The organism is Roseibium suaedae (assembly GCF_900142725.1).
Lineage (GTDB): Bacteria > Pseudomonadota > Alphaproteobacteria > Rhizobiales > Stappiaceae > Roseibium > Roseibium suaedae.
The window spans coordinates 508,658-533,279 of record NZ_FRBW01000003.1 but is presented as its reverse complement, the minus strand read 5'-3'; the positions used below and the strand labels follow the sequence as shown (position 1 = coordinate 533,279).

18 protein-coding genes are annotated in these 24,622 nt (G+C 60.9%); 8 read left to right on the top strand and 10 right to left on the bottom strand.

Features of this window, described 5'->3' with window-relative positions; all coding sequences use genetic code 11:
* Positions 1-7: 7 nt before the first annotated feature.
* A complete protein-coding gene (locus tag BUA94_RS15810; protein WP_139251179.1) occupies positions 8-2,131 on the top strand; it encodes an RNA degradosome polyphosphate kinase in 2,124 nt (707 codons plus the stop codon).
* Positions 2,131-3,657 carry a Ppx/GppA phosphatase family protein gene (locus BUA94_RS15805; RefSeq protein WP_073014269.1) on the top strand — a complete coding sequence of 509 codons (1,527 nt, stop codon included), beginning with the start codon at positions 2,131-2,133 and terminating at the stop codon, positions 3,655-3,657. Before BUA94_RS15810 ends, BUA94_RS15805 begins: the two co-directional genes overlap by 1 nt.
* An 810-nt stretch (positions 3,658-4,467) precedes the next feature.
* On the opposite strand, the gene rnd is transcribed toward BUA94_RS15805, so the two are convergent.
* The gene (gene rnd, locus BUA94_RS15800) at positions 4,468-5,643 is read right to left on the bottom strand and encodes a ribonuclease D (protein ID WP_073014419.1); all 1,176 of its coding nucleotides are present in this window, start codon (positions 5,641-5,643) and stop codon (positions 4,468-4,470) included.
* A gap of 226 nt (positions 5,644-5,869) precedes the next feature.
* On the opposite strand from rnd, the gene BUA94_RS15795 reads away from it, so the two are divergent.
* The 3 genes from BUA94_RS15795 to BUA94_RS15785 all read left to right on the top strand — a co-directional run bounded on the left by BUA94_RS15795 (position 5,870) and on the right by BUA94_RS15785 (position 10,634).
* Positions 5,870-6,487, top strand: a complete 618-nt coding sequence (locus BUA94_RS15795; protein ID WP_073014268.1) for a ParA family protein — start codon at positions 5,870-5,872, stop codon at positions 6,485-6,487.
* 463 nt (positions 6,488-6,950) lie between these two features.
* Positions 6,951-8,732 (top strand): aspartate--tRNA ligase, encoded by a 1,782-nt coding sequence (aspS, locus tag BUA94_RS15790; protein WP_073014267.1) that lies wholly within the window; start codon positions 6,951-6,953, stop codon positions 8,730-8,732.
* A gap of 114 nt (positions 8,733-8,846) precedes the next feature.
* Positions 8,847-10,634: an ABC transporter ATP-binding protein gene (locus BUA94_RS15785; RefSeq protein WP_073014266.1), complete on the top strand. Its 1,788-nt coding sequence runs from the start codon at positions 8,847-8,849 to the stop codon at positions 10,632-10,634.
* 471 nt (positions 10,635-11,105) lie between these two features.
* On the opposite strand, the gene rsmA is transcribed toward BUA94_RS15785, so the two are convergent.
* From rsmA to lptF, 6 genes are all read right to left on the bottom strand, one after another.
* Positions 11,106-11,960: a 16S rRNA (adenine(1518)-N(6)/adenine(1519)-N(6))-dimethyltransferase RsmA gene (gene rsmA / locus BUA94_RS15780; RefSeq protein ID WP_073014265.1), complete on the bottom strand. Its 855-nt coding sequence runs from the start codon at positions 11,958-11,960 to the stop codon at positions 11,106-11,108.
* A complete protein-coding gene (gene pdxA / locus BUA94_RS15775; RefSeq protein WP_073014264.1) occupies positions 11,960-12,979 on the bottom strand; it encodes a 4-hydroxythreonine-4-phosphate dehydrogenase PdxA in 1,020 nt (339 codons plus the stop codon). Before pdxA ends, rsmA begins: the two co-directional genes overlap by 1 nt.
* Positions 12,980-12,981: 2 nt before the next feature.
* A complete protein-coding gene (locus BUA94_RS15770; RefSeq protein WP_084082083.1) occupies positions 12,982-13,914 on the bottom strand; it encodes a SurA N-terminal domain-containing protein in 933 nt (310 codons plus the stop codon).
* 245 nt (positions 13,915-14,159) lie between these two features.
* A complete protein-coding gene (locus BUA94_RS15765; RefSeq protein WP_208980115.1) occupies positions 14,160-16,568 on the bottom strand; it encodes an LPS-assembly protein LptD in 2,409 nt (802 codons plus the stop codon).
* Positions 16,569-16,575: 7 nt separating this feature from the next.
* Complete coding sequence (gene lptG / locus BUA94_RS15760) at positions 16,576-17,670, bottom strand: LPS export ABC transporter permease LptG (RefSeq protein WP_073014263.1); 1,095 nt, start codon at positions 17,668-17,670, stop codon at positions 16,576-16,578.
* 4 nt (positions 17,671-17,674) lie between these two features.
* Positions 17,675-18,859 (bottom strand): LPS export ABC transporter permease LptF, encoded by a 1,185-nt coding sequence (gene lptF, locus BUA94_RS15755; RefSeq protein WP_073014262.1) that lies wholly within the window; start codon positions 18,857-18,859, stop codon positions 17,675-17,677.
* A 232-nt stretch (positions 18,860-19,091) separates the two neighbouring features.
* Here lptF and BUA94_RS15750 point away from each other — a divergent pair, with 232 nt between their 5' ends.
* From BUA94_RS15750 to BUA94_RS15740, 3 genes are all read left to right on the top strand, one after another.
* Positions 19,092-20,591 carry a leucyl aminopeptidase gene (locus BUA94_RS15750; RefSeq protein WP_073014261.1) on the top strand — a complete coding sequence of 500 codons (1,500 nt, stop codon included), beginning with the start codon at positions 19,092-19,094 and terminating at the stop codon, positions 20,589-20,591.
* 792 nt (positions 20,592-21,383) lie between these two features.
* A complete protein-coding gene (locus BUA94_RS15745; protein ID WP_073014260.1) occupies positions 21,384-21,836 on the top strand; it encodes a DNA polymerase III subunit chi in 453 nt (150 codons plus the stop codon).
* An 86-nt stretch (positions 21,837-21,922) separates the two neighbouring features.
* Positions 21,923-22,321 carry a rhodanese-like domain-containing protein gene (locus BUA94_RS15740; protein ID WP_073014259.1) on the top strand — a complete coding sequence of 133 codons (399 nt, stop codon included), beginning with the start codon at positions 21,923-21,925 and terminating at the stop codon, positions 22,319-22,321.
* A gap of 38 nt (positions 22,322-22,359) precedes the next feature.
* Here the strand turns inward: BUA94_RS15740 and BUA94_RS15735 are convergent, their stop codons facing one another.
* The 3 genes from BUA94_RS15735 to BUA94_RS15725 form a co-directional block, all read right to left on the bottom strand.
* On the bottom strand, positions 22,360-23,073 hold the full coding sequence (locus BUA94_RS15735; RefSeq protein WP_073014258.1) for an HAD family hydrolase: 714 nt from the start codon (positions 23,071-23,073) through the stop codon (positions 22,360-22,362).
* 49 nt (positions 23,074-23,122) lie between these two features.
* Positions 23,123-24,055: a hypothetical protein gene (locus BUA94_RS15730; RefSeq protein WP_208980114.1), complete on the bottom strand. Its 933-nt coding sequence runs from the start codon at positions 24,053-24,055 to the stop codon at positions 23,123-23,125.
* Between the two features lie 184 nt (positions 24,056-24,239).
* Positions 24,240-24,569, bottom strand: a complete 330-nt coding sequence (locus tag BUA94_RS15725) for a hypothetical protein (RefSeq protein ID WP_073014257.1) — start codon at positions 24,567-24,569, stop codon at positions 24,240-24,242.
* Between the last annotated feature and the right edge of the window lie 53 nt (positions 24,570-24,622).

Genomic DNA, 24,622 nt, shown 5'->3' with positions numbered 1-24,622 from the left:
GGGGCTGATGGAGTCTCCCTCCCGCTTCATCAACCGGGAAGTCTCCTGGCTTCAGTTCAATCACCGGGTTCTCGAAGAGGCGATGAACTACAACCATCCGATCCTGGAGCGGTTGCGGTTTCTGTCGATCTCGGCCAACAACCTCGATGAATTCTTCATGGTGCGCGTCGCCGGTCTGCGAGGTCAGCAGCGTGCCGAGGTGGCGACCCTTTCGGACGACGGTCTGACGCCGGGCGAGCAGCTGGAAAAGGTCTCGGAAGCGGTCCGCCGCCTGCAAGCCTCCCAGCAGTCGATCTGGCGGGAGCTGCGCGGCGAGATCTCGGACAAGGGCATCAACATCCTCGATGCCAAGTCGCTGACGCCGGAAGACGTGGACTGGCTGGAAGACCATTTCCTGTCCTACATCTTCCCGGTGCTGACCCCGCTCGCCATCGATCCGGCCCATCCGTTCCCCTTCATTCCGAACCTCGGCTTTTCCATCGTCTTCGATCTTGCCCCCGTTTCCGGCGGCCGCGGCATGATCGCCTTGCTGCGCATTCCCGGTCAGGTCGAACGGTTCGTCAGGCTGCCGGATACGGCCGATGGCGCAACCCGGTTCATCGCCATCGAGCGGGTGGTCAGCCTGTTCATTGGCCGACTGTTCCCGGGCTATGAAATCCGTGGCAAAGGCGCCTTCCGCGTCATCCGCGACAGCGATCTGGAAATCGAGGAAGAGGCCGAAGATCTCGTCCGCCTGTTTGAAAGCGCGCTGAAGCGCCGCCGCCGGGGGTCTGTGATCCGCCTCGAAATCCAGGATACGACGCCGGCGTCGCTGCTGGAATTCGTGGTCCAGGCGCTGAACGTGCGTGACAAGGAAATCTTCCTGGCCGATGGCCTGCTGGCGCTCAACAACCTGTCCCAGCTCGTAGATCTGGAACGCAGCGACCTGAAGTTCGAGCCCTATACGGCCCGCTTCCCGGAGCGTATCCGCGAACATGGCGGCGATTGCTTTGCGGCGATCCGGCAGAAGGACATCGTCGTCCATCACCCTTACGAATCCTTCGATGTGGTGGTGCAGTACCTGCGCCAGGCCGCTCAGGATCCGGACGTCGTGGCGATCAAGCAGACGCTATACCGCACGTCCAACAACTCGCCTATCGTCAAGGCTCTGGCGGAAGCTGCGGAAGCAGGCAAGTCGGTGACCGCGCTGGTGGAACTGAAGGCCCGGTTCGATGAGGCGGCCAACATCATGTGGGCCCGCGATCTGGAGCGGGCAGGGGTGCAGGTCGTCTTCGGCTTCATCGAGCTGAAAACCCACTCCAAGCTGTCCATGGTGGTGCGCCGCGAGCATGGGGAACTGAAGACCTATTGCCACATCGGCACGGGTAACTATCACCCGATCACTGCCCGGATCTATGAGGATCTCTCCTTCTTCACCGATGACCCGGGCATTGCCCAGGAAGCCGCGCGCATCTTCAACTACATCACCGGCTATGCCCAGCCGGGTGAATTGAAGCAGCTGGCAGTGTCTCCGGTGAACCTGCGCTCGCGCATGCTGGAGCTGACGGAAGCCGAGATCGCCCATGCCAAGGCAGGCCGCCCGGCACAGATCTGGATGAAGATGAACTCGCTGGTCGACAAGCAGATCATCGACAGCCTCTACCGGGCCAGCCAGGCAGGCGTGCAGGTGGACCTGATCATCCGCGGCATCTGCTGTCTGCGTCCGGGCATTCCGGGCCTTTCGGAGAATATCCGGGTGAAGTCCATCGTTGGCCGGTTCCTGGAACACAGCCGCATCTTCTGCTTCGGCAATGGCCATGGCCTGCCTTCGCCGGAAGCCCATATCTACATCGGGTCGGCCGACATGATGCCGCGCAACATCGACCGCCGGGTCGAGGTGCTGGTGCCGCTGTTGACGCCGACCGTGCATGAGCAGGTGCTGGACCAGATCATGGTCGCGAACCTCAAGGACAACCAGCAGAGCTGGCGGATCCTGTCCGACGGCAGCCATCAGCGCGTCACGCCGGCTGCCAATGAAGAGCCCTTCAACGCCCATCAGTATTTCATGACAAATCCCTCTCTGTCCGGTCGTGGCAAATCCCTCAAGAGCAGCCGTCCGCGGCCCTTCGTCCAGCGACCGGGATCGGCCTGATGGCAGGTAAGCTTCCTCCCGCACGTGGTCGCCTGAATGGTTCCGGTCCGATTGCCGTTATCGACATCGGGTCCAACTCTGTCCGTCTCGTGGTCTATGAGCGCCGCTCGCGCACACCGACCACGCTGTTCAACGAGAAGGTGCTGGCGGGGCTCGGGCGCGGTGTCGCGTCCACCGGCAAGCTGGCGGAAGCCTCGGTTGCCATGGCTCTTGCAGCCCTGAAGCGGTTCCGGTCGCTCTGCGAGCATATTGGCATCGAGAGCCTCTATGTGATCGCGACGGCGGCGGCGCGTGATGCTTCCAATGGTCCGCAGTTCGTGCAGGAGGTGGAGTCCATCCTGGGCGTGCCGGTCCGCATTCTCGATGGCGGGGAAGAGGCCTATTATTCGGCGCTTGGCGTGATTGCCGGCGTGTGGAAGCCCTGCGGCATCGTCGGTGACATGGGCGGCGGCAGTCTGGAACTGGTGAAGGTGGATGGCGCCGCGCCTTATGGCGGCCAGACCTTCCCGCTTGGTGGCTTGAGGCTTCAGGAAGAATCCGAGGGAGACATTGTCAAGGCGCAGAAGATTGCCGAAGACAGCCTGTCGAAATACGTCTGGCCGGAGCTCAACCCGGGGGAACGCAATTTCTACGCGGTCGGCGGCACCTGGCGGTCTCTGGCGCGCATGCATATGGCCATGAAGGGCTATCCGATGCATGTCATGCACAATTACGAGATGTCGGCCGCTGAAGCTGCGGACTTCTGCAAGCTGCTCATGGAGCACGGGGTCGACAGCCTGGAATTTGCCAATGTCGTCTCCAAGCAGCGCCGTCCGCTGCTCCCCTTCGGGGCAGTGGTCATGGAAGCCGTGCTGCGCGGCATGAAGGCGGACAAGGTGGTTCTGTCGGCCGCTGGTGTGCGCGAAGGCCTGCTGCACGAGAACTTGCCCCAGGAGATCCAGGATCAGGATCCGGTGGTGGAAGCGGCCCGTGAACTGGCCGTTCTTCGCGCCCGCTCTCCCGAACATGCCGAAGAGCTGATCGCCTGGACCGACGGCATCTTCAAGGAGCTGAAGATCGACGAGACGGAAGGCGAGCGGCGCCTGCGCCATGCGGCCTGTCTTCTGTCGGATCTCGGCTGGCGTGCCCATCCCGATTACCGGGGCGAGCAGAGCCTCAACATCATCGCCAATGCCACCTTTGTTGGCGTCGATCATCCGGGCCGGGCCTATCTGGCCGCGGCGGTCTTCTACCGTCACCAGGGGCTGGGGGACGGCGGTCTGTCACCTGCCATCCGCAGCCTGTCGACGGAGCGCCTGCGCGAACGGGCAAGGATCCTGGGCGCCGCCCTCCGGGTCGCCTCGGTCCTCAGTGCCTCGATCGCCGGGATCCTGCCCAGGACCTCGGTTCTGGCCGACGAAGAAGTCGTGCTCCTGCGCATCCCCGCGAGCCTTGCGCCGCTGGACGGCGAACGGGTCCGCAAGCGCTTCGCCCAGCTGGCAAAACTCCTCGGCACCAAAGGCATGATCGCGGTTCTGCCTGCGTGAGGGATTTGTCGGTGGTCTCCCCGGTCAAGCGTAGCGAGATCCGGGGCCTAGTCGCAGCTCCCCAGCACTAAGAGACATTTGCCGAGGGGCGCTGGATGTGTCCGGGTTCCCAAGCCTCTTGCCTGGCCAGATGTGACCTGCGCCCTCGCCACAACCGTCGCTCTGCCAATGAGTAGGCCCCAGCTCTCCGGCTTCGCCTGCGGCCGGGGTGACCGCTGGGAGGATGTGCCAATAAGGGCCTATCCAATTGTTCGGCTTGTACCGCAAAACCTTGGGATCAGGTCGTGGAATGGCATAGCGGCAAGAGCTGAGCCTTGCGGCAAAGGCATCTTTTCCTCAGGGAGAGGTCGGGCCGAAGGTCCAGGTGAGGGCCAGCCTTTCCTCTTGCAGAGGGCTCTTTGACCGGTGTTTCCCTCACCCCAGCCCTCTCCCAGAGGGAGAGGGGGCAGGCTGTGCCTCGGGCGAGCGCTGTGGTTTCCGGCAAATTGGAATGATCCGTGCCTGTTGGGAAGGCGGACCAAGTCAGCCCTCTCAAGTCGGGAGTCAATTTTCAAGAGCTGAGCCTTGCGGCAAAGGCACCTCTCCCTCTGGGAGAGGTCGGACCGAAGGTCCGGGTGAGGGGCTACCCGTCCGCATGCCGAAGGGCTCTTTGACCGGTGTTTCCCTCACCCCAGCCCTCTCCCTGAGGGAGAGGGGGCAGGCTGAGCCTCGGGCGAGTGCTGTGGCTTCCAGGTCAAGCCCGGTATGACGGTGTCAGAAACAAAAAAAGCGCCCAAGGGGCGCTTCTTCATGCTTGCAGACCTGAAGGTCTCACTCAGCCGCCTGGGCGTCCTGATGATCCTGGTCAATGGCGACGATCTGGCGGTTGCGGAAGGCGAGGGCGACTTCGCCGCGCTTCAGCCGCAGGGCCGTTTCGCCGAAGAGTTCCCGGCGCCAGCCTTCAAGGGCAGGCACATCTGCCCGGTCGTCCGCAGCAATCCGTTCCAGATCTTCCACCGTGGCAATGACCTTGGAGGCAACGCCATGGGCTTCGCTGACGAGCTTCAACAGCACTTTCAGAAGGTCGACGGCCGCCGCTGATCCGTCCGGTGCCTGACGGCCTTTCGGCAGCTTCGGCAGCTTTTCCTTCGGGATGGCCATCGCCTTGCGCACGGCCTTGAGGATCTCCTCGGCCGGCTTGGATCGCTCGAAGCCGCGCGGAATGGTTCTGAGGCGGCCAAGCGCTTCGACATTCTGCGGCTGCTGGGCAGCAATCTCGTAAATGGCGTCGTCTTTCAGAACCCGGCTGCGCGGCACGTCGCGGCCCTGGGCCTCGGTCTCGCGCCAGGCGGCGACTTCCATCAGCACGGCCAGTTCCACCGGCTTGCGCACACGCATCTTCAGGCGCTGCCAGGCGTTCTGGGGTTCCGTGTGATAGGTGCCCTCGGAGGTCAGGACCTGCATCTCGTCCTGAACCCAGTGGCTGCGGTTCTGCTCGGCCAGGTTCGCCTTCAGGAAGCGGTAGACGTCGCGCAGATGGGTCACATCCGCCAGCGCATAGTCGAGCTGCTTCTGGGTCAGCGGACGGCGGGCCCAGTCGGTGAAGCGCGAAGACTTGTCGATATGAGCGCCGGTGACCTTGTAGACGAGCTGGTCATAGGAGATGGAATCGCCAAAGCCGCAGACCATTGCCGCCACCTGGGTGTCGAACAGGGGCGAGGGGATCAGGCCGCCGAGATGGAAGACGATCTCGATGTCCTGCCGGGCGGCGTGGAACACCTTGGTCACCTTTTCGTCGCGCATCAGCGCGAAGAACGGAGAAAGGTCCAGCCCGTCGGCAAGAGCGTCAACGATCACGGCATCGTCCGGACCAGCCATCTGGATAACACAGAGCTTCGGCCAGAAAGTCGTTTCCCGAAGAAACTCGGTGTCGACCGTAACATAGTCGTGGGCGGAGAGGCGTTCACAGGCCTCGGCAAGATCTTGAGTATTTGTAATTAGATGCATGGTGGACATCCTATACCGCAGTCTGGCCTTTTTGTCGTCACGAAATACTCGCTTTCGGCCACAGGAATTAAGCCGGATTACTCCCTGATTGGCCCTTTCCTGATCTATTGTGGTCTGACGGTCACAGGAATCGGTCACAGATCGCAGGTCGAACGCCCGATGGCGGGCTCGATCTCAAGGCGGTGGCCCTGCTGGGGCTGGCTGGATCTGCAAGGAAGAGGTGAGGATGAAAACGATTCTGGTGGTGAATTCCAAGGGCGGTGCAGGCAAGACGACTATTGCCACGTCTCTGGCGGCCTATTTTGCCGGCCGGGGCGAAGACACCGGGCTTGCGGATGCGGACCGTCAGAAGTCTTCCCTGTCCTGGCTCAAGCGGCGGGACGGCAGTCTGCCTGCTATCCAGCGTCTCGACTGGAGCAAGGAAACAACAGCTCCCGCGCAGGAACTGGACTATCTGATTGTCGACGCGCCCGGCGGTCTGCGTGGGGAGCGGATGAAGGATCTGGTGGGCGAGGCCGACCATGTGGTGGTGCCGGTGCTGCCTTCCGTGTTCGACCTGGATGCCAGCCTGAAGTTCCTGACCAAGCTTGAAGAGCTGAAGCGGATCCGCAAGGGCAAGGCCTGTATTCTGGTGGTCGCCAACCGGGTCAACCGCTCGGCCAGTACGCTGAACAGCCTGGAGGCGCGCCTGTCGGAGGCAGGCTATCCGGTTTTGTGCCGGATCGCCGACCGGATCCATTATCCGCGCGAAGCTGAGCAGGGCGCGAGCATCTTTGACCGTCGGGAGGCAAGCGTGCGCGAGATTCGCAGCCAGTGGACCCCGCTGCTGCAAGCCCTGGATTGAGCCGGGAGGTCTCCGGCACCGGGCTCTGGACTTAAACCTGTGACGTCACCCCGGCCGCAGGCGCAGCCGGAGAGCCGGGGCCCACTCATTCGCAGAGAGAGTGCGGTTGTCCCTGATGTTACCGCTTCAGCAAGAAGCTCCGCGAGTGGGCCCCGGCTCGCGCTGCGCTTGGCCGGGGTGACGGTTTGAGTGGGAATAGCTTTGCAACGCAATGAGGTTCTGTTGGAACCGGAGTGGAAGGCGAGACGCGAGGCAGTGAACCGATTGGGAAATTGTACAGATCCCTGTCCCTCCTTCTTTTGCTCCGTTCTGTCGCGTTCTGCTGTCTCTACCGGTCGATAAGGCGCTTTGCCACGGCCCAATCCCTTGACTTTGGCCTGCCGACGTGGCTTTTCCAGCCAACGCGGCCTGCTGTGCGCAGGCGGCGACCCTATTCTGTTGGCATAAAACTATCGAGGACACCATGCACCGCTACCGTAGCCACACGTGCGGCGATCTGCGCGCCACCCATGTCGGCGAAACCGTTCGCCTGTCCGGCTGGGTTCATCGCGTCCGCGATCACGGTGGCCTGCTGTTCATCGACCTTCGCGACCATTACGGCATGACCCAGTGCGTGGTCGATCCGGACAGCGCCGCCTTCAAGCTGGCCGAAACGGTCCGTTCCGAGTGGTGCATCCGCATCGACGGCGAAGTGAAGGCCCGTACGGCTGAGACCGTGAACAGCAACCTGCCGACCGGCGAGATCGAGCTGTTCATCCGTGACATCGAGATTCTCGGCGCGTCCAAGGAATTGCCGCTGCCGGTCTTCGGTGAGCAGGAATATCCGGAAGACATCCGCCTGACCTACCGCTTCCTGGACCTGCGCCGCGAAACGCTGCACAAGAACATCGTCAAGCGCACCCAGGTGATCGCCGCCATGCGCCGCGAGATGACCAAGACCGGCTTCACCGAATATTCGACGCCGATCCTGACCGCCTCTTCTCCGGAAGGCGCGCGCGACTTCCTGGTCCCGAGCCGCATTCACGCAGGCACCTTCTATGCCCTGCCGCAGGCCCCGCAGCAGTACAAGCAGCTTCTGATGATGGCCGGTTTCGACCGCTACTTCCAGATCGCTCCGTGCTTCCGCGATGAAGACCCGCGTGCAGACCGTCTGCCGGGCGAATTCTACCAGCTCGACCTGGAAATGAGCTTCGTCACCCAGGAAGACGTCTGGACCACCATGGAGCCGGTGATCCGCGGCCTGTTCGAAGAGTTTGCCGAAGGCAAGCCGGTGACCCAGGAATTCCGCCGCATCGCTTATGATGACTCGATCCGCATGTATGGCTCCGACAAGCCGGACCTGCGCAACCCGATCGTGATGCAGGAAGTCTCCGAACATTTCAAAGGCTCGGGCTTCAAGATCTTTGCCCGCATGCTGGAAGAAGACAAGAACCAGGTCTGGGCCATTCCGGCCAAGACCGGCGGCTCCCGCGCCTTCTGCGACCGCATGAACTCCTGGGCTCAGGGTCAGGGCCAGCCGGGTCTCGGCTACATCTTCTGGCGCAAGGAAGGTGACAAGCTGGAGGGCGCAGGCCCGATCGCCAAGAACATTGGTGAAGAGCGCACCGAGGCCCTGCGTCAGCAGCTGGGTCTGGAAGACGGCGATGCCGCCTTCTTTGTCGCCGGTGATCCGTCCAAGTTCTACAAGTTCGCAGGCGAAGCCCGCACCCGCGCCGGTGAAGACCTGGATCTGGTCGACCGCGACCGGTTCGAGCTGTGCTGGATCGTGGACTTCCCGTTCTACGAATGGAACGAGGACGAGAAGAAGCTCGACTTCGCTCACAACCCGTTCTCCATGCCCCAGGGCGGCATGGACGCGCTGGAAAACCAGGATCCGCTGACGATCAAGGCCTTCCAGTACGACATGGTCTGTAACGGCTTCGAAATCGCCTCCGGCTCGATCCGTAACCAGTCTCCGGACCTGATGGTCAAGGCCTTCGAAAAGGTCGGTCTGAGTGCCCAGGACGTGGAAGAGCGTTTCGGCGGTCTCTACCGTGCGTTCCAGTACGGCGCTCCGCCCCATGGCGGCATGGCTGCCGGTGTGGACCGCATCATCATGCTGCTGGTCGGCGCCAAGAACCTGCGCGAAATCTCGCTGTTCCCGATGAACCAGCAGGCGCAGGACCTTCTGATGGGCGCTCCGACCCCGCCGACCCAGGCTCAGCTGCGCGAATTGCACCTGCGCCTGAACATGCCGGCCAACTGAGGCTTGCAAAGCGCTCCGTGTGTCCCGACATTCGGAGCGGTTTCTTGGCCGACAATCGTGATGTCATCAGTGAGGGGCCGGGTAACCGGCCCTTCCGCATGAAAGGGCGCCGACGTGCTCAACCCTCGCAAATGGGCGTTTGTTACCGATCCTGACGGGTCGTTCCAGTTGATCCGCCGTCTCTTCCTCGAGAATGCCAGGGCCTATTTCCGGCGCTATGTGATCGCCTTCGTCTTCATGGGTCTTGTGGCCGGCTCCACCGCTGCCAGCGCCTGGATCATGAAAGACGTGATCAATCAGGTCTTCATCAACCGCGATCCCTGGATGATCTATTCGGTCGCTGCCATCGTGATGGTGATCTTCACCGTCAAGGGCATTGCGACCTACGGTCAGACCGTGGTTCTGAGCCGCATCGGCAACGCCATTGTTGCCGATTGCCAAAGGCGGCTTTTCTCGCGAGTTCTGGAACAGGACCTGTCCTATTTCGACCGCACTCCGCTCGGGGAACTGAGCACGCGCATCCAGCACAACACGGGCGCTGCCCGTTCTGTCATTGACATGCTTGTCGTGACCGTTGGCCGGGACATCCTGACCATCATCGGTCTGGTGTCGGTGATGATTGTCCAGGATCCGCTCCTGTCCTTGCTGTCCCTGACCATCATGCCGCCCGCCGTCTTCGGGGTGACGCTGCTGGTCAAGCGCGTGCGCAAACACGCCAAGTCCCAGTTTGTCTCGACCTCGCGCATTCTCTCTGTTGTGCAGGAAACGGCGCTGGGGGTGCGGATCGTCAAGGCCTTTGGCATCGAGCCGCGCATGCAGCACGAGATGGACACGGCGATCGCCGATGTGGAGAAGCAGTCCAACAAGATTGCTGCCCTGACGGCGCGCACCTCCCCGCTGATGGAAACTCTCGGCGGCTTCGCCATCGCGCTGGTCATTCTCTATGGCGGCTATTCGGTGGTGAACCGGGGACAGGATCCCGGTGCCTTCTTTGCCTTCATCACGGCACTTCTGCTTGCCTATGATCCGGCCAAGCGGCTGGCGCGTCTGCATGTGAACCTGAACAACGGTCTCGTCGGTGTGAAGCTCATGTATGATCTGATCGACGATGTCCCGGCCTTGCGCGATGCGCCGGGTGCGGTCGATTTGATCGTCAGCCGCGGGGAGGTGCGCTACACGGACGTGCATTTTGCCTATGGTGAGCGGCCCGCCCTTCATGGCCTGACGCTCACGGCGCAGGCTGGCAAGATGACTGCGCTTGTCGGCTCCTCGGGAGCGGGCAAGTCGACACTCTTCTCGCTGGTCGAACGGTTCTACGATCCCCAGTCCGGTACCATCGAGATCGACGGCCAGGACATTTCCAAGGTAACGGTCGCCTCGCTGCGCCGGAACATCGCCATGGTCACCCAGGATACGATCCTGTTCGACATGACTATCCGGGAGAACATTGCTCTTGGACGCCCCGAGGCGAGCGAAGAGGAAATCCTTCAAGCTTCCCGTGACGCCAACGCCCACGAGTTCATCATCGCCCAGCCTGGCGGCTACGATGCGATGACGGGTGAGGGAGGAGGCCGGCTCTCCGGCGGCCAGCGCCAGCGCATCGCCATTGCCCGTGCCATGCTCCGCAATGCTCCGATCCTGCTTCTGGACGAGGCGACATCGGCACTGGATGCGGAATCCGAGGCGAAGGTCCAGTCAGCCTTGACCCGGCTGATGCAGGGCCGCACGACGCTTGTGATCGCCCACCGACTGGCCACCGTGCGTGACGCAGGCGAAATCCATGTCATGGACCGTGGCCGTCTTGCCGAAAGCGGCACGCACGCGTCACTCTACGCCGCTGATGGCATCTACCGCCGTCTGTGTGACCTGCAGTTCCGGGAACCGGATCAGGCGAAGGTGTGAGGGCGAAGGTGTCCTTCTGCATGTCACCCCGGGCGAGTGAAGCGAGACCCGGGGCCTACTCGAGGTCTGGCATACAACGGGTTCTATTTGAGATTGAGCACCCGTTGCCACATTGACCGATCGATCCAGGCAAAGCCCGGTTTCTTCCCTGACATGAACGCTCTGCAAATGAGTAGGCCCCGGATCTTCGCTGCGCTGCGTCCGGGGTGACGAACAGGGGGGATAACATGGAAACTGGACAGGCATTCCCTGTCTCTTGAGACGTTCCCTCCATCGCCGTCCTGCCATGGCTGGACCATGGCATCCATGCCGTTCCGCCTCTGAAATGCATCGCCTCTCAAAGAGGAAAGGTGAGCGAACGGTTTGTAGGATCAAGTCCTTCAAGGACGGAATTGCAGAAGTATCTGTAGGTCCGCGACGGGTTTTTCCGGCGTCCCTATAGTCCCGACATCAATCGGCCAGTTTCTTGCCTCACCCGCGCTTTTGCGCAGCTTCAAAACCGTTTGCCAGTCTGACAAAGCCGGAAATGTCGATCTCTTCGGCGCGGGCGGTCGGCAGGAGGCCTGCCTCCTCGATCACGGCTTCGGTCGGGCCACCAAGGGACTTGAGGCTGGCGCGCAGCATCTTGCGGCGCTGGCCGAAGGCGGCTGCGGTCACGCGCTCCAGCGCCTTCTGGGAGCAGGGTTCCGGCTCCTTGCGCGGCAACAGATGCACGACCGTCGATGTGACCTTCGGAGGCGGTGTGAAGGCCTTGGGGTTGAGGTCAAAGAGCATGCTGGCTTCCGTGCGCCAGCCTGCCAGAACGCCAAGCCGCCCATAGGCCTTGGAGCCGGGGCGGGCAACGATGCGCTCACCGACTTCCTTCTGGAACATCAGCGTCAGTGAATCCCAGAAGGGCGGCCACTGCGGCGTGGTGATCCAGTTGAGCAGAAGCTGGGTGCCGACATTATAGGGCAGGTTGGCGACGATCTTGATCCTGTCGCCGCCCGCAATCTTCACCGGATCGATCTTCAGCGCATCGCCTTCGATCACCTCCAGCCGTCCGTCATAATGGGCAGAGACTTCTGCCAGGGCCGGCAGGCAGCGCGTGTCCTTCTCGATCGCCACGACGCGCTTGGCACCGGCTGCAAGAAGCGCGCGGGTGAGCCCGCCGGGACCGGGACCGACCTCCAGAACCGTGCAGTCCTCGAGGGGAGCAGCAGCCCGGGCAATGCGGGACGTCAGGTTGAGGTCGAGCAGGAAGTTCTGGCCAAGGGACTTCTTCGCATCCAATCCATGCTGGGCGATCACGTCTCTGAGAGGCGGCAGGTCATCGATCTGAGCCATCAGAGCGCTCCGGGATTGGCTAGGGCTGCGGCCATGCGCAGGGCGGCTGCAAAACTGTCTGGGCGGGCCTTGCCCGTGCCGGCAAGGCCATAGGCAGTGCCATGGTCCGGCGAGGTGCGAACGAAAGGCAGGCCGAGGGTGACATTCACCGCATCGTCAAAGCCGATGGTCTTTGCCGGAACCAGAACCTGATCATGATACATGCCGAGCGCCACATCATAGCTCTCCCGCGCACGCGGGTGGAACATGGTGTCGGCGGGCAGCGGACCAATGGCGTCAATGCCTTCGGCGCGCAGGATTTCAAGCGCGGGCGTGATGACCGTCAGTTCTTCCTGGCCCATGGCGCCATTCTCGCCCGCATGCGGGTTCAGCCCGCAAAAGGCCAGACGCGGCGAGGGGATGCCGAAGCGGGTCTTCAGATCGGCTGCGGTGATCCGTGCCGTCTCGAGGATCAGGTCCTGTGTCAGCGCGGCAGGCACTTCGGCGATTGCGATGTGAATGGTGACCGGAACGACCATCAGGCTGGGGCCGGCAATCATCATCACCGGCGTAGCACTCGCTCCCGGCCAGTGGCGTGTGGCAAGATGGCCGAGAAATTCCGTGTGACCCGGATAGGTGAAGCCTGCACCATAGAGCGCTGCCTTGTTGATCGGGTTGGTCACGACCGCGCTGGCTCTGCCCTTGGCACAATCCTCGACACAGGCTTCGATGGAGGTGATCACGCTGGCGGCCGAGGCGGGCGCCTCGACGCCCGGCGTGTCTTCCAGGCCCGAGCCTGTTGGTACAATCGGAAGGCTCTTGGCGAAGACGGACGCGGCATCCTCAGGCTCAACGGCCTGGATCGGAACATCGAGACCGAGCCGTTTGGCGCGGCGGGCGATGAAACCGGGATCCGCCCTCAGATAGAAGGACGGCAGACCAAGGGCCTTGCGGGCGCTCCATGCGAGCAGGGTAATGTCCGGGCCAATGCCCGCAGGCTCGCCGCAGGTCACGGCGAGGGAGATCTTGTCGCGGGCCATGATCAGCGTTCGATAATGGTGGCCCGGCTGCGCAGTTCCATCAGGTAGCGGCGGGACATGGCTTCGCCTTCCTTGGCGCGCAGTTCGTTCTCGACTTCCGTGCGGGCGGCAATGTCCGACTGAAGTTCGCGCTTGGAGCAGACGGCAATCATTTCATAGCCCTTGCCGGTCTGTTGCGGTTTGGTCAGCCGGCCCGGTTCGGTCTTTTCGATGTCGTCCTTCAGGTTGCCTGGCAACTCGGTCTCCAGACGGCGGCCGACAGGCTTCATGACAACTTCGCTGTATTTCGCCAGGACAGGTCCGGCAGTGTCGCAGCCATTGAAGGCCTTGCGGATCTGGTCGCTCTCGTTCTTGCGCTTGGATTTGAAGCTGCCCGAAGACTTGGACGGTACGACCACGATGACCTGGCGCAGGTCATATTCCATGCTCGTGGCTTTTTCTGCCTTGTCGGACTTGCGCAGGGCCGCGATGACATCGCTTTCGTTGATGTGAACATCGGCCTGGAAACGCCGGCGGACGGTCTGGACCCAGGCGAGCTGTGCGCGCAGGCGCTCCTTCAGGGTATCTGCCTTCACGCCGCTCTGGCCCAGGGCCTGCGCAAGCTGGGAAGGGGTGAGCTTGACGCTTCGGGCGATGTTGGCAAAGGCGCCATCCACTTCGGCCTGTGACACACGTACGCCGACGCGGTTTGCTTCAGTGAGCTGAAGCACATCGTTGACCAGTTCTTCCTTTGCCAGCTTCTGGGCAACCGCGCCGCTCTTGCGCTGGGTCAGGGTGATCAGTCGGGCGCGCTGCTGGATCTCGTAGGTTGTGATGGCCTTGTCGTTGACGACGACCTCAATGGTCGCGGCACTTGCCGTGGCGACGGGACCAGCCAAGGGAGTGGCGACAGCCAGTGCCAGAGCCAGACTGAGGGTCGAAAGGGTGATGCGCATCGAGACCTTTTCCAATCAATCCTGAAATACATGCGGGGACGGGACTGCCGTACCGGCATTTCAAATTTCGTTTCCCTGATTTTGCACAACCAGCAAGCAATTTCAAAGGGTGCGGGCGTCCGGGGGCGAATTCTTCCGGCCGCGAGCCGCCCAGAAAGGCCATTGCTGCGGCGGAATGATGGCATCAGGTCTCCTCAACCTGCGAAAACCGGAGGCCGACAGCGGTCTCCGGTTCGAAAGTGCCATCAATCCAGAGAGCCGGACGAGACCTGCGTGCTGCCAATGGTTCTCAGGCCAAGGCGCAGGTAGAACATCCGGTCGACGTCACCGCCATTGTTGCGGCTGCGGTCTTCCGCGTAGGACACGGACATGGAGAAGCCCTCGTCGTCGTAGCCGACGCCAAGACCGTTCTGAACGATGTCCTTGTTCTCCAGATCATAACGCATGGAACCGAAGACACGCCAGTTTTCCTCAAGCCGGAGGCTGGCTGAGCCGACGATTTCCTCACGGGGATCGTTGATGCCAAGGTCCGGCTGCTTGCCGAGGAAAGCATAGGCGAGCGAGGACACCACCGGCCCGTAGGTGCCGGTTGCCTGGGCCTGGAAGCGGCGCACGCTGAAGTCCTTGTCGTCAAGGCGGGCCTGAGCGCCCAGCTTCACGCCATAATAGGTGTCCAGATACATGCTGCCGACATAGTCGGACTTGCCGGTCGCAAGACCGGAATTGATGCTGGTGCCGACAAGATCGGCCGTGGCGTAGGAGTTCTCGCCGGCGATCTGGTAGGAGCGGCCAAAGAGCGTGCTGAGGTAATAGCCCTCATCAAGCTGCAGCTTGTAGCTAAGACCAACATTGAGGCGCGAACCACCTTCTGCGCGGTCGAAACCAGAGAACTTGTCCGTGTCGAAGAGGGTCGTGGCATCAAAGACGAGGCTTTGCGCATCTTCGTTCGGCAACTCGCCGATACGCTGCTCGTTCGGACGCACGACGACCTGGGCAATCGGCTCCAGAACCTGGTTGCCGCCGTCAAACGTCGCGAGGAACGGATAGCGGTATTCGAGACCGGCAGCAGGCATCGCACGGCCGACAAAGGCCTCGTCCGTCAGGGCTGCCACATTCTTGTCGGCGGACGCCAGGAAGAACAGATCGCCGCGGACATAGGCAAAGGGCGTGAAGACCTGGCCGATCGGGTCAATAAAGGTCCGGCGCCAGTCGGATCTGACGCTGAGACGGGAGAACGTGCCGTCAACGCCGCGGAAGCGGTCGACGTTCGAACCCGTGGACTGAAAGGCGTCTGTCTCGGAGCGGGTAAGCGATGTGAAATTGCTCGTGAGCGAGAGTTCCCCACCTGCAACCGGATCATCGAAGACAAAGTTGTAGTCAATGACCGGCGCGACGATCGGCTGCTTTTCCTGAAGGGACTGGCCAATCGGGGAGAAGGCAGAGCTCGGATCGTTGACGCCGGTGGTGGTGTAGTCCTCCTGCGACAGGGAGAAGGCGTAGCCACGGAAGCTCAGCCCGTTCCGGAGCGTATTTCCGGACAGATAGACTTCGCTGGTCTCGCCATTGTCGTCGAAGCTGACGAAGGAATAGTCGTCAAAGAACGAGCGGTCGCTCTTGTAGGTGATGTCCCAGCCGTACTTCCAGTTCTCGGTGAGCTGGAAGGAGCCGGTTGTGTTGATCGCGCCGCGGAAGCGCCGGTCACCGCTGGTGCCGTCGAACTCGCCCGGACTGGACTGAACCAGACCAGCAACGCTGACCGTATACATGCCGTTGGAGAGACGGTGCCGGAAGGCGGCGTCACCCAGCACGCCCTGCTTGGACATCGGAGCGACAGTGGTTGTCAGGTCGTAATTGGGGCTGAGCGCCCAGTAATAGGGAACAACGGCGCCAACGCCCAGCTTGTTGGAGGTCACGCCACCTGGAATGAGGAAGCCCGACTTGCGCTTGACCGTAGGGTCAGGCATCGAGAAATAGGGCAGGTAGGCAACAGATGCGCCAAAGAGCTCGAACGAGGCATCCTCGTACTCGATCGTCTTTTCCTGCTGATTGTGAATGATCTTCGCCGCCCGGATGCGCCACAGCGGAGGCTTGTCCGGCGGGTTTGTCGGCCGGGTGTAGACCGTGTAGATGCCGTTCTCGAACGTCGTGACGTTGTTGTCGGTGCGGTTTGCGCGCTCCGCCAGGAAGCGGGTGCGCTGGGGCGTGTCGATCTGCAGGGTCTCGGCAAAGACGTTGGCGAAGTCCTCGGACAGGGCGAGCTCATGGCTCTGCACCACGTTTCCGTCCGGCTCGGTCATGATGACGTTGCCACGCGCGGACATCTTGCCGTTCTTGCGGTCATAGACGATGCGGTCGGCTTCGACCGTATAGCCGTCATAGAAGATCTGGACCTTGCCACTGGCAATGATCAGGTCCCGGTCGAAGTCATAGGTGATCTGGCTGGATTCCAGCAGCATTTGTGCGTCGTCGCGCACTTTTCCGCCAAGCTGCTGGGCAAGCACGTCCTGCGCCTGCGCAACCGGGGCGGCGGCGATCAGTGTCAGCGTGGAAACGGACAGGCCAAGGCAAAACAGCAGGGTTCGCGCGGTCGCAACAGACCTGCGCGTGGTAAACCCCTTATCCAGGGCCAGGACCATGGAAGAAGCACTAGTCACTCGATCTTCACCCATCTTCCTGATTCAGCAGGATTGTAAGCCCCATGAGCACTCCAAAGACCCCAGGAGCCCAGGCGGCGACAATTGGCGGTACAATCCCCGCTCCGCCAAAGTCCTTCGCGAGCTCCGATAGAACGTAAAGCACGAAGCCGGAAAGGATTCCACCCAGAATCATCCGGCCCAAGCCTCCGAAGCGTGAAACTTTAAGGGAAACTGCCGCCGCAATCAGGATCATGGCCACCAAAAGCAGGGGACGAGCCAGAAGCGTCTGATATTGCAAGGCATATCGATAGGCTGGCAGACCTGCGTTACTGGCCAGCTCGATAAACCGGGGCAGATTCCAGAAGGAAATCGATTCGGGAGAGCCGATGCTCTCGCGCACTTCCGTCGGTGTGAGGTAGGTGCTGACCGAATAGGATCCATAGTGTTGCGGATCGGCATCAGTTGTGTAGACGGTCACGTCCTTCAGGTTCCACAGCTGCTGGCTAAGCACGGCTTCCCGGGCTTCGATGCGCTCCTGGAAGGTTCCTGAATGGTCAAAGGTGAAGATCGTCACACCCTGAAGACGCTCTCCGCCATCCATGAGCTGTTGCGCCCGCAGAACGGATTCGCCGTCCAGGCCGTCCTGACGGACCCAGACATCGCCTGTTGAGCTCATCAGCATGCTCTGGTCCGAGCCGAACAGGCCCGAGGCGACTTCATCCGATTTCTGTTGCAGCCAGACCGCAGCCGGATTGTAGGCGGTGATCGACAGGATGCCGAGAAGCAAGCCCACCAGAATGGCGGGGAGGGTGAACTGCCAGACGGAGATGCCGGCAGCTCTCGTCACGACCAGTTCCAGCGCACGGCTGAGAGCGACAAAGCTGGCGATCGACCCGAACAGGACTGCAAACGGGATGACCTGTTCCAGAAGAAGAGGGACGCGCAGAAGCGAGATCATGGCAACGCGCAGAACCGAGAAGCCTTCCCGGTCTCCGGCACGCCGGACAAGTTCCAGCACGTCGAAGAGATAGATCAGGACCGCGGCAAGCAGGAAGAGGCCCAGGATGGCCTTCAGGAACTTGCCGGAGAAATAGAGCGTGAGCGTGCGTCCGAGGATCATGGTCTTATGAAACCCCGTTGGTGCGGCCGTTGATGCGGTCAGTCACCCGCTCGATCCACTCGCCGATCGCCTCGAGACGGTTTCCTGCCCACTTGGGCGGCGTCAGGCGCTCATCCTTGAGAATGGTCCACATGGACAGGACAATTCCAAGCAGCGGGACGAAATAGAGCAGGGCGGTGGTCAGGACGCCTTCGCCAGCGATTGCCGTGACCCCGAAGCCGGCGGTGCGCAGGGTGACACAGCCGACGATGGCCCCCAGAACCGCCATGTTGCGGTTTTGCCTGGTGGTGCGCACCCGGCCAAGGAAGGCGAAAACGATCAGGCTGAAGGCAACCGGATAGAGCGGCTGGCTGAAGCGCTCATGCAGCTCCTGGAGAAGCTTGTCCGGATGCTGCGTAGCATAGGCATCATCCGGGGACGGGGACATGAGATCGGCCGTCGATCGTTCGCTTGCCTTGTAGACCGGCGTGGAGGCCTGAGGAATCAGGCTGGAGAGGTCAAAGGCATAGGACTGAAAGCGTACGATGGAAATGTCTCCATCCGCCTGCGGCTTGCGCTGGATCGTGCCGTTCTGCATCACCAGCAGGGTCCGGTTCTGCATTTCAACGATATGGCCGGTTTCCGCCTGATAGGTGAAGGCGGAGTCCGGCTCGCGGATGTCATGCAGAAGCAGGCCTTCCAGCGTGCCGTTGCCCGAGCGGTTGCGGATGTGGAAGGTCAGGCCATCCTCGACAGAGATGAACCGGCCGGGCTGGACAATGTTGGCAACCAGATCCGCACGCACACGGGTGATTTCCTCGCGCAGCTGGGACAAGCCGAGTGGTGCCACATAAAGCGACAGCGTGCCGCAAAGGACCATCACCGTGACGGCGAAGATCAGCACGGGCTTCAGCACCAGAAAGCGCGAGCCGCCTGTGGCGTTGATCACGATCAGTTCGCTGTCGCCGGAGAGCGCATTGAGCACGAGGACCAGGGCGATCATCAGCGCGAAGGGCGCAACGATCACCACCAGGAACGGCATGGCGAGCATGGTGATGGAGATGAACTGGATCAGCGTCTGGCCCTTGGAGGTTACCAGATCGAGCTGGCGCAGGGCCTGGGTTGCCCAGACCACGCCGGTCATGGCCGCGAGTGTCATGGCAAAAACCATGAAGGCACGGCGGATGATATAGCGCTCGAGGATTTTCATGCCGCTGAGTATGACAACCTTCTGGGCCGGTCAAGCTGCCGGCATTCCCCCTGCAATAACATGGTTTTTGGTGAAGGGGATCTCAACAAGCTTGGTTAACGGCAATTAATTTTTGCTGCTCTTGCTGGATATGGTGTGGCAGGTGCATGATCGCAAAACCGTTGCGTGTCTGTTCGGGGCAACTCCTGTCCCGTCAGACACTTGTCATGAAATAAGGAAAATGTGAGCCAACATGAGCAAGCTGACGAAGATCTCATTTGCAAAGGCGGAAGCGCCGCAGGACGGCATCGTGGTTGTTCTGGCGGGCGAAGAGCTTGCCCTTGGCAAGGTGGCTGCCGAGCTTGTTGCGCCGCTGGCCGGTGGCCTTGCGCGCCCCGCCGCCGTTGCCGGTTTTTCCGGCAAGAAGGGCAGCTCGCTGGATCTGATTGCTCCCGCCGGTCTTTCGCTCGACCGCCTCTTCGTGTTCGGCACGGGTGACCTTGCCGTCTATGCAGAAGAAGACTGGCTGAAGCTCGGTGGCTCCATCCAGGCCTGTGCCTTGTCTGCCAAGGCCGCGCGCGTCACCGTGGTCTTCGACCTGCCGGGCGAAGCGCCTGTCGATGCGGACAAGGCTGCGCTCGTTGCCATGGGGGCGGTGCTGCGCTCTTATGTATTCGATGCCTACAAGAGCCCCAAGGCCGGGGAAGACGCTCCGGTGAACGTCAAGATCGAGTTTGCCGTTGAGGATCCGAAGGCCGCCAAGAAGGCCTGGAGCCGCTATGAGGCCGTGTCCGGAGGCGTTTGCCTTGCCCGCGATCTCGTCAACCTGCCGCCGAACGACCTTGGCACCGTCGAGTTTGCCGAGAAGGCAAAGGAGCTGGAAAAGCTCGGCGTCGAGGTCGAGATCCTCGGCGAGAAAGAACTGAAGAAGCTGAAGATGGGTGCGCTCCTCGGCGTTGCTCAGGGCTCTGCCCGTCCTCCGCGCCTTGCGATCATGCGTTGGAACGGCGGCAAGAAGGACGATGCGCCTCTGGCCTTCGTCGGCAAGGGCGTGGTTTTCGATAGCGGCGGCATCTCGATCAAGCCGGGTGCCGGCATGGACGAGATGAAGGGCGACATGGGCGGCGCTGCGGCCGTGACAGGTCTCATGCATGCGCTGGCAGGCCGCAAGGCCAAGGTCAATGTGGTGGGTGTGATCGGCCTCGTCGAGAACATGCCGGATGCAGGTGCCTATCGTCCGGGCGACATCCTGACCGCCATGTCCGGCACGACCATCGAGATCCTCAACACGGATGCGGAAGGCCGCCTCGTTCTGGCCGATGCGCTCTGGTACACCCAGGAGCGTTTCAAGCCCGCCTTCATGATCGATCTTGCGACTCTGACCGGTGCGGTTCTGGTTGCCCTCGGGCACGAGCACGCGGGCATGTATTCCAACAATGACGAGCTGGCGGATCGGCTGAATGCCGCAGGCAAGTCCTCAGGGGAAACTGTGTGGCGCATGCCGTTGTCCAAGGCCTATGACAAGCTGATCGACACACCCAATGCGGATGTGAAGAACACCGGGGGCCGGATGGGTGGCTCCATCACCGCAGCGCAGTTCCTGCAGCGTTTCACCAACAACGTGACCTGGGCGCACCTGGACATTGCCGGCACGGCTTTCGGTCCGGCCAAGCACGAGTACAACCAGAGCTGGGCCACTGGCTACGGCGTGCGTCTGCTCGACCGTCTGGTCGCAGATTTCTACGAGGTCTGAAAAAGGGGCCGGATCTTCCGGCCTGTTCTCGCGCAGTCCCGGCCTTCGAGCCGGGACCGTTGCGGGAGGTGCGCTGTCCTCGTGACACTGAAGTCCGGATGTCACCCCGGACGCAGCGAAGCGAAGATCCGGGGCCTACTCATTCGCAGAGCGATTGTATTTTTAGCGTCCTTCCTTCCGCGCAGGACTAGATTGGGAAACCTTTCCGCCGGAAGTCTTTCGGAGGCGAAGCCAGCTTTTGCCGGGAAGCGTTTGCAAGTAGGCCCCGGCTCGCGCTTCGCTTGGCCGGGGTGACGCCCGGAATGGGATGAGGCTTCAATCTGAAACACGGACCCCAACAAAAAACCCGCCGGAAACGGCGGGTTTTTTTAATGCGCTCGAATTCTGTCCAGCTGCCAGGCTCAGCAAGCCTTGTAGGCGTGGCAGGCAGTTGCCTCTTCGGTCACGATGAGACCCATTCCGGCAGTTGCGCCAGCCATGGCGAAGACGAGAGCAAAAAACACCAATACGCGTGCGATCATAAAAACCCCCAAGAGCACCGGACACCACCGTAATCCTTCGCCCGATGCGGAAACCGTGACCTTTGTCACGGAATGTCCCCGACCAGAAACACCTAGCCAATCGACATTTGCGAAGGGTTAATGATACGACTCGTTTGTCCTGTCCATGACGGAAACTAGCCTTGAATCAAACAGCTTCAAGGTGTTGCAACGCGGCATCACATGGGGCAGGGGTTAATGGGGGCAAGCCGGTGGCGGCCTTTTCTGCGATGTCTGGCTGCATGGATCCGGGATGAGTGTCGAAGTTCTTTTCTATCATTTGCTGCATCAGCCGCTGGAAGCCGCGCTGCCAAAACTTCTGTTGAAATGTCTGGAGCGGGACTGGAAGGTCGTGGTGCAGACAGGGACGCCCGAGCGCTGCGCGGCCTTGAACGAGCATCTGTGGACCTTCGATGGGGACAGCTTCCTGCCGCATGGCACGAAAGAAGATGGCTATGCAGAGATGCAGCCGGTCTATCTGACGGACGGACAGGACAATCCGAACGAGGCAACCGTCCGCTTTCTGGTCGACAGGGCGGTGCCGCCGCCTCTTCAGGCTTATCAGCGGGCGGTCTACATGTTCGACGGCAATGATCCGGAAGCGCTGGCCGATGCCCGTGCGCTGTGGAAGGCCGTCAAGGCGGAAGGCTTTGCCCTGACCTACTGGCAGCAGACGGACAGCGGCGGCTGGGAGCGCAAGGCCTGACGCCGAGCGATCACCACCAAGGCGAGACAAATCATCCGGCGTTCTGAGGGAGACAGGCGCTGGAGTTCAAGAGGAGGAGAAACGCGATGACAGGTCTGAAGATTTCGTCCGGCGAACTGGTCAAGCGCGCCAGGGCGCGCATCCGGGAGATCGAGACGCTGGCGGCGATCGACATGCTGGCCGACCCGGATGTGGTCATCGTGGATCTCCGCGACATTCGCGAGCGGCAACGCTCCGGTTTCATTCCCGGCAGTTTCCATTGCCCGCGCGGCATGGCCGAATTCTGGGTCGACCCGGACAGCCCCTATTTCAAGCCGGTCTTTGCCGAGCAGAAGACCTTCGTCTTCCATTGCGCTTCCGGCTGGCGCTCGGCGCTGACGGTTGCCACCCTCAACGACATGGGCTTTGCCTGTGCCCACCTCAAGGACGGGTTCAATGACTGGGCTGCCAAGGGCGGACCGGTTGAGAAGCCGGAGGACGACTAGGCGAAACAGTCCCGCTGCCTATAGCCGGACGACTTTGGTCAGGACCACATGCCGTCCTGTCCTAGCCGCGTCAAAAGCTCCGGCAGCTTGCCGATGTGGTCTAGCCGGTGGAAGCGGTCATGATTGGCTGGCGCTTCGGCCCGCTCCAGTCCCCAGGTGATCGCATAAGGCACATGCACCCCGATGCTTCCGGCTTCCAGCGCGGGCAGGATGTCCGACTTGACGGAGTTGCCGGTCATGAGGGCTTCAGACGGTCCGGAGCCATGGCGGGCAAACAGGGTCCTGTAGGTCGCAGCTGATTTTTCCGAGACGATCTCGATGGCATCGAACCAGTCGGCAAGACCGGATTCGGCAATCTTCCGCTCCTGATCGAACAGGTCGCCCTTGGTGATCAGCACGAGGCGGTAGTCGTCCTTCAGGACGGACAAGGTCTCCGTGACATGGGGCAGGGGCTCGACCGGGTGGGTCATCATATCGCGGCCTGCGTCCAGGATCTGAGAGATCACCGCACCGGGCGCTTTGCCTTCGGTGACCTCTAGCGCCGTCTCGATCATGGAGAGCACGAAGCCCTTGATGCCATAGCCATAGTGCTTGAGGTTCCGCCGCTCCGCTGCCAGCAGCTGCTCCTGAAGCCGGGCCTTGTCCGCATGGTCAGCCAGAAGAGCTGCGAAGCGTTCTTCGGTCAGATGAAACACGCTCTCGTTGTGCCAGAGCGTGTCATCGGCATCAAAGCCAAGGGTGGTGATGGGCATGGAAAGCTCTTGGGTGGTTTGTTCGTCCGTAGGGCAAACTAGACCGGACTTAAAGATAAAACAGGAGAAAAGCCTTTTGTCTTTGAGAATTGCATATTGTGCCAAAATTTCTCAAGGAATCTGATGGGTCAATCTTGGATAGGTTCAGCTTTAGAAATGTTTCTCTGACAAAGTGAACCGATATGATTGGTGACCAGTCTTTGTGGCCTGTTTCTGAATTGAGAGTGTTTGCCATGCATGTAACGTATATTTCTTGCAATGGCAGAATGTGAAAAAGGTCACCTGCCGTTTTTAGTGCGACGCTGGCAACATAGTCCTGATAGAGCTCATTAAACTGACCGACTGGCATTTTGGTTTCGGAGAGTCTGCCACTCGAAAGCTGCTTCCTTCGGAATGATGGAATGATCTCGTCAGAGTGCACTTGAGGTTGGGCATGGACAACATTTTCTCCGATAGAAAAGTCAATCCCGCTGCCGATGAGGGCTTTAGAGGTTAGAGATTGCATTTCTTCGATAACCTGACGTATCGCTGTGACCTCTCCGTTAAGGAGTTTCTTGGCTAATTCTGTGTCGTCTACCCATTCGGCGTAATCTGCATGGTATTTATTGATAAGAGTTTGGAAAATCTGATCGTCTTTTTGGGAAGCTTCAGTGACCGCGTCTTGAAGCTCTGAGTGGATTTTTCGAGAGCCTCCACGGAAGATATGAAAAATACTGGGTTTGAAGCCACTTAGTTTCTCTTCTGCACGAACTTGATTGTCGTTTCTTTTTACTGGTTGAATGGGCGCTGGCAGGTTTCGCATAGCGCTCCAGTCTATCATATCTACCATGTCAGTGTGTATAGATACGAGGTCGTCGATATACTGTTCCCACTGTTCTACGGCTGTTCCAGAGTCTGCAATCATTTGTTCTTTTTGTTCTTGTTTGTGTCTGCGTTGCGCATCGCGTTCTGCTGCGCGAGCTGCCGCAGCAATTGAACGCATTGTTCCCCTCCACCCCATCCTTTTCTCCCACTAACACCTGAAAACGGAACATTTAGATTATTTGTCTTTCGGGGACTGGTAAAGATTTTCAATCCTAGGGTGTGTCTGGTCGTTTGTTGTTCTGTGCGACGAGCAGTTTTTTAGGTGCGACCATGGGGTCCATGCCGTGACCTCGCGAGGCGAGCTACCCCGGAACCGCAGGGATCTCGCGCCTCAGGTCCGGTTCATTGTGCACGAAGGTGATTTGAAGGCTGGCGGATTGTTCGCGGGTTTCGCTGGGGTTGGCCTTCAGGCTGTCGGGGAGCTCTATCGGGATGCCGCTGCCGGCCAGTGTCTCGGCCAACAACGAGTAGCGCCCAAGCGACAGCGTCAGCCGGATGGTGCTCATGATGTTGGAATACATCTGCACATCGTCCACCCAACCGCCAAGAGCCGCAACCGTGTCGAAAATCAATCGGTTCACCTCATGCCTGTTCCGGCGGGTGATGGACTGGATCTGGATCAGGCGGCGCATGGGTCAACTCCGGCAGGCCCGCGAAGACTGCGCCGTCCGGCGCATCAGGGCAA

Bases quoted from the DNA above. Each gene is read 5' to 3' on its own strand.
- lptG (WP_073014263.1), bottom strand. From the start codon at position 17,670: ATGATCCTCGGACGCACGCTCACGCTCTATTTCTCCGGCAAGTTCCTG.
- BUA94_RS15730 (WP_208980114.1), bottom strand. From the start codon at position 24,055: ATGCGTTCAATTGCTGCGGCAGCTCGCGCAGCAGAACGCGATGCGCAA.
- rnd (WP_073014419.1), bottom strand. From the start codon at position 5,643: ATGCATCTAATTACAAATACTCAAGATCTTGCCGAGGCCTGTGAACGC.
- BUA94_RS15725 (WP_073014257.1), bottom strand. From the start codon at position 24,569: ATGCGCCGCCTGATCCAGATCCAGTCCATCACCCGCCGGAACAGGCAT.
- BUA94_RS15770 (WP_084082083.1), bottom strand. From the start codon at position 13,914: ATGCGCATCACCCTTTCGACCCTCAGTCTGGCTCTGGCACTGGCTGTC.
- lptF (WP_073014262.1), bottom strand. From the start codon at position 18,859: ATGAAAATCCTCGAGCGCTATATCATCCGCCGTGCCTTCATGGTTTTT.
- BUA94_RS15810 (WP_139251179.1), top strand. From the start codon at position 8: ATGGAGTCTCCCTCCCGCTTCATCAACCGGGAAGTCTCCTGGCTTCAG.
- aspS (WP_073014267.1), top strand. From the start codon at position 6,951: ATGCACCGCTACCGTAGCCACACGTGCGGCGATCTGCGCGCCACCCAT.
- rsmA (WP_073014265.1), bottom strand. From the start codon at position 11,960: ATGGCTCAGATCGATGACCTGCCGCCTCTCAGAGACGTGATCGCCCAG.
- BUA94_RS15745 (WP_073014260.1), top strand. From the start codon at position 21,384: ATGAGTGTCGAAGTTCTTTTCTATCATTTGCTGCATCAGCCGCTGGAA.
- BUA94_RS15740 (WP_073014259.1), top strand. From the start codon at position 21,923: ATGACAGGTCTGAAGATTTCGTCCGGCGAACTGGTCAAGCGCGCCAGG.
- BUA94_RS15750 (WP_073014261.1), top strand. From the start codon at position 19,092: ATGAGCAAGCTGACGAAGATCTCATTTGCAAAGGCGGAAGCGCCGCAG.
- BUA94_RS15735 (WP_073014258.1), bottom strand. From the start codon at position 23,073: ATGCCCATCACCACCCTTGGCTTTGATGCCGATGACACGCTCTGGCAC.
- pdxA (WP_073014264.1), bottom strand. From the start codon at position 12,979: ATGGCCCGCGACAAGATCTCCCTCGCCGTGACCTGCGGCGAGCCTGCG.
- BUA94_RS15795 (WP_073014268.1), top strand. From the start codon at position 5,870: ATGAAAACGATTCTGGTGGTGAATTCCAAGGGCGGTGCAGGCAAGACG.
- BUA94_RS15805 (WP_073014269.1), top strand. From the start codon at position 2,131: ATGGCAGGTAAGCTTCCTCCCGCACGTGGTCGCCTGAATGGTTCCGGT.